The 5,204-nt window shown below is 36.0% G+C and carries 3 protein-coding genes and 3 pseudogenes; 5 read left to right on the plus strand and 1 reads right to left on the minus strand.

Features of this window, described 5'->3' with window-relative positions; all coding sequences use genetic code 11:
• The 5 genes and pseudogenes from ME1_RS07095 to ME1_RS07115 form a co-directional block, all read left to right on the plus strand.
• Positions 1-267: pseudogene (locus ME1_RS07095) on the plus strand (SMI1/KNR4 family protein); the annotation flags it as partial.
• A gap of 52 nt (positions 268-319) precedes the next feature.
• Positions 320-799, plus strand: a pseudogene (locus ME1_RS07100) (SMI1/KNR4 family protein); the annotation flags it as partial.
• On the plus strand, positions 799-1,263 hold the full coding sequence (locus ME1_RS07105; RefSeq protein ID WP_004864959.1) for an SMI1/KNR4 family protein: 465 nt from the start codon (positions 799-801) through the stop codon (positions 1,261-1,263). The pseudogene ME1_RS07100 and the gene ME1_RS07105, both read left to right, overlap by 1 nt.
• Before the next feature lie 105 nt (positions 1,264-1,368).
• A complete protein-coding gene (locus ME1_RS07110; protein ID WP_004864960.1) occupies positions 1,369-1,845 on the plus strand; it encodes an SMI1/KNR4 family protein in 477 nt (158 codons plus the stop codon).
• 5 nt (positions 1,846-1,850) lie between these two features.
• Positions 1,851-4,501, plus strand: a pseudogene (locus ME1_RS07115) (DUF6990 domain-containing protein).
• A 457-nt stretch (positions 4,502-4,958) separates the two neighbouring features.
• Here ME1_RS07115 and ME1_RS08170 read toward each other — a convergent pair.
• A partial coding sequence (locus ME1_RS08170; RefSeq protein ID WP_004864962.1) for a type ISP restriction/modification enzyme occupies positions 4,959-5,204 on the minus strand: 246 nt, incomplete at its 5' end.

Raw genomic sequence — 5,204 nt, forward strand, 5'->3', positions numbered from 1 at the left:
GTGTGTGATGCTGATTTTGGTGAAACCTTTTACTTTGATTATACGCAGTTTCGGGATGGCGAATGCCCACTCTATGTCATGTTGCCATCTGGCGATTCCGAATATTATGCCAGTAATTTTTATGAATTTCTTTGCAAAAGAATTAAAGAAAGTGTGGGAGCTGAGATACCTGAAGGTAATCAACCAATTGAAAAGATTGAGAACACTCCCACTCCGCCACCTATCCCTTTTTACAAGCGTTTTTGGAAAAAACTATGGAAGAGGTGAAATTGATAGAGGAAATATGGAGCGTTTATCACGCAAGTTTTGAGGATCATCTATGAAAACCTATACCTTAGATGATGTTGCAGTATTAATTGATAAAGTGAATAAATACGATGATGATATTATCAATTTTGGTACTGCAAAAAATGCGGTTGATGATCTTGTGATTGAAAAGGCGGAGAAAACTCTCGGTTTACAATTTACATCGTCTTACAAAGTGTTTTTAAAAAAATATGTAGGAGGGGAAATTGGTAGTGAAGAAATTTATAGCCTTTATGGAGATTGTGGGGAAGGTATTCCTGCTGGTGATATTGTTTTCCAAAACTTAAATGATAGAAAACGTGGTTTTACGACACCAGAACAACTCGTTGTGAGTTATGATCTTGATGAAACCTTTTACTTTGATTATACGCAGTTTAGGGATGGTGAATGCCCACTCTATGTCATGTTTGCGGATGAGGAGTCCGAATATTACGCCAGTAATTTTTATGAATTTCTCTGTAAAAGAATTAAAGAGCACGCAGGGGAAGATTTATGAAAACCTATACCTTAACTGATGTTGCAGTACTAGTTAATAAATATAGCGATAGTATCGATTTTGGCACTACAGATGAAGCAGTTGATGATGTACTAATTGAAAAAGCAGAGAAAACTCTCGGTTTGCAGTTTACGTCTTCCTATAAAAGTTTTTTAAAAAACTATGGAAGAGGGGAAATTTGTGGTGAGGAAATATGTAGCGTTTATGATACAAACTTTGAGATTGTTCGTAGTGATGATATTGTTTATAAAAACTTAAATTATAGAAAAAATGGTTTTGCAACGCCACAGCAACTTATTGTTAGTAGAACCGATTTTGGAGAGACATTTTTCTTCGATTATACGCAGTTTCGGGATGGAGAATGTGCACTCTATTTTGATTTTCCACCCAAGGATCCACAATATTATGCAAGTAATTTTTATGAATTTCTCTGTAAAAGAATTATAGCTAATTTGGAATAACGCTTTTTGCCGGGCGGTTTCCTTTTGAAATACACTGTTAAAGCCGCCATCCTTTTTTGTTTTCAAAAATGCAAGAATTGTTAATCACTTTTAGGGGGATCATCTATGAAAACCTATACCTTAGATGATGTTGCAGTATTAATTGATAAAGCTAATAAGTATGATGATGATATTATCAATTTCGGTACTGCAGCAAATGCGGTTGATGATCTTGTGATTGAAAAGGCTGAGAGAACTCTTGGTTTACAATTCACCTCATCCTACAAAAGTTTTTTAAAAAATTATGGAGGAGGAGAAATTGGAGGTTATGAAATTTTTAGCATTTATAACGCAAGTTTTGAAGATAATCCTGCTGGTGATATTGTTTATTATCACTTAACAGATATAAAAAATGGTTTAGCAAAACCACAGCAGCTTGTTGTGAGTAGAACTGATTTTGGTGAGACATTTTACTTTGATTATACTCAGTTTCAGGATGGTGAATGCCCACTCTACGTCAAGATTCCATCTGGAGCATCACATTATTATGCAAGTAATTTTTATGAATTTCTCTGTAAAAGAATTAAAGAACACGCAGGGTAATGACGATGCAAACCAAAGATGCAACAGAGATTTTAAAAAGTCTTGGCTGGGAGCCTCATCGCGATAAAATGGGTGATATGTTTGCTTATTATCACCTTCCCGATCGCATAGTGCGTATTCATTATGGTGTCATAGATTATGGACAGGATAGCGGTAGGTTATGGGTTTCGTCCAGTCTCACCACTGTTGCCTATTGCCTTGGCTGTGAATACATTAACGGTAAAGAATCGCAATATCAATATGAGGATATGCTGATTTCTTCAGAAGAAAATTTTGGAGTTACAGCGCTGGAGTTTTTTGAAAACCATGTCAAGGTCGCTTTAAACAAAGTGTTAGCTTGGGCGCAAGAGCAAGATATTGAGCAAAAATTACGTGAAGAATCTGCCAATCATTCTCTCATTGCAAAAGCTCTACTCGGCGATATTGAGGCTTTAAGGAATTACAAATCTATATCTCAATTATATACACCAGAGTTTTCTGATTATGAAAAGATGACGCAGGTTGAGCGTGCCATCTTTTTTGCTGAGGCTTATAAAAATAACGAATTGGATGATCTTTTGGCGCGCAAAAAGCCTAAACAGCGTTCGATAAGTCTTACAACAGCAACTCGTATTCTCAAAACCGAAGGATGGCTTGCCACAGAGCCTGGGAAAATGTGGTTGGTTTTGCCGGATCGTTTTATTCAATTTGATTTTGGTTTTATCCGTCTTCATGATGATTACAATGTCCATCTTGAAGCAGAGATCTCCAACGAAGAGATTTCTGTAGCTTGCCATTATATTCACGATAGTGGAAAATATAGGAAGATATCAGCTACAAATATTTATCAGTCTTTTAATACGATTGGGGGAGGGCTTTTTAGTGGTGTTGATAAAGGGATTGATATTCGTGTAGAGACATTAAATGAGCAAGAGCTTATCAAAATCTCTGAGCGGATAATACAATGGGCACGCGCTCAAGATTTGCAAGGATCGATAGAAGGCAAAACGCTTGTTCAAAAATATAACTACAATACAGATATAATTTGGCATTTGGCTTGTTTAGCATTGACCGGAAAAATCAATGTGCTGAAATCTTATCAAAATTTACTTGCGTTAGGTACTATTTCTGAACATTTGGAAAGCAATATTGTAGAAAAGTCTGTTAAGTACGCGGTTGAATTTGCTGAAAAACATCTAAAAATTCTAAAAGAGCGAGAGGTGGCAGATGCACGCATTGGTGTACAGTCCTTGGCCTTCCTGAATACAGTTTCTAAAACATTAAAAATGATGAACTGGACAGTCTATCGCGACAAAAATTACAATTATAATGCCTATTTTATAAGCAAAGATCGTATCATCAATATAGTGTACAGTTTTGATAGAAAAGGAAAAATACCGGTTGTTGTATTTAAGGCTTCACTTTCAACACTTGCTTTTTCTACCGCTCATCGGGATGTTTTTTTCGAGAAGCCTCAATATATAGCTCTCAAAGAGGCAGAAGAAGTTTATACAGTTTCTAGTGTTGAAGTTGAAGAAGGCAAACTAAAGCAGATCTGTGCGGATATTCTTGAGTGGGCAGATCAACAAAATGTCAATCAAATTATCTATGATTATGCCGCTTTGCCAACAGATAGTGAATTTTGCCTTGCAGAATTTCACCTTATTGCACTTATTTTGACTGGTAATGTCAAAAAACTCAAATTTTATAAGGAGAGTTTTCAAAGAAAGAACTATCTAGGCTTTGTGGATACTATCACAAGATATGATATTGACAAGGCTCTTACTCTTGCACAGGGTTATCGAACGTTTTTTCAAAAAACGCTCTGATTTTATTCCTCGATCCACAAACAGCATCTTTTGCCTCCAAAACAGCGCTGCTTGAAGAGGAAGAGATCGATGAAGTTGATGAAACGGATGTTGGTGATGATCGTCTTACCATGGAGAGTGCAACAACACTTTTAAAAAGTTTGAATTGGGCAGTGAAGAAAATCGCAAGGGATGACTATATAGCAAGCTATCAATTGGCTGATCGTGAAGTTGATGTTCTTTATAATGATGAAATTGCCAAAGATTATCCGCAATTTGATAGTGCCTTTTTAATTAGCACCGGTATTCTTGCTGCTGCTTGCAAATTCATTGATCCTACCCACACGGAAGATATTCCAGATATACAGCTTAATTTTGAGGTAAAGGGATTGGAAATCTTTGAAGCAGAGGTGAGTGCGGATCGTTTAAAGCAAGCACTTGATGATGCATTAAAATGGGCGGTAAGCGCCATTGATCTTTCTGAAAGGCTTCGTTGTGATTATGGCCTCGCTCCTTGGGAAAAGGATGCAACATCTAAAGCAAGCAATAAGGATTATGCTTTACTTCATCTTGGTGCCCTTGCTTTATTGGGTGATATTGAAAGCTTACAGTCTTATCAACAAAGCTTTGTGACAGGAGATCATCTAGGCTTTGAAGAGAACATCAACCAAACCCACCTTGAACGCGCCCTGATTTTAGCTGAAGAATTGTCAAAAGCCAAACAACTGAGTTATGCTTTGATTAAACAGGTTGGAGAAAATTTTGATGAACAACGAAAAGTTTCTAGTGAAGAGCAGCCTCGCTCTTGGAAAGAGAGGATCACTCAGTTTATCGGAAAAAAGACAAAAAATAGTATCTTAAAAAAATAATGCGTTTTTTCTCATATGAAAGCATCAAAAAATACCTATTGAATTATTATAGCATTATCAAAATCCCTTTTTATGGGCTTTTATCTCTGTCAGTCGTTTTACCCCCTCATTTTAAAAAAGCTTTTAGATAACAATAAAAAACATTATATTTCAATATATTAAGTCTTATCAATACTTCAAAAAATAATCCATATTGATAAATACAACCTATCAATAGTCACATTTCTCTTTAAAGAGAGCTTTTGAAAGATATGGTGCTATCATTTGAGATTGCGATATAATCTTTTAAAGGCAATATGAGAGTGTTTAAAAGTGCAAGGCTTCTCTTTTTAGAAGATCGCATGATAAATCATTCCTTTTAAGAGTGTACATAATCAACTTAACAAGGGAGTATAGATATAAACTCTATACTCCCTTGTAAGATGTGCATACCCATCATGTGAAATGTGAGCATGCTTTATGAAGTCTCTTCAGTTTCTCTTATTTCCAATTTTGGGAGGTTCTTAACAATCCTCATAGTTTCTAAACTTACCGTAATAACCCTTTGAAATAATTCCAATGGATAAGCAGGGTTGCCAATGGTCTCAACAGCATAGCAATTGGCATCATTCACAATGCCACTCTTTTTATCGGTCTTTACACATTGACGCCCCATAACCCATTCAAGAGCGGGTCTACCATTTACGATATATTCATAAGCTTC

Source organism: Bartonella vinsonii subsp. arupensis OK-94-513 (genome assembly GCF_000278235.1).
Lineage (GTDB): Bacteria > Pseudomonadota > Alphaproteobacteria > Rhizobiales > Rhizobiaceae > Bartonella > Bartonella arupensis.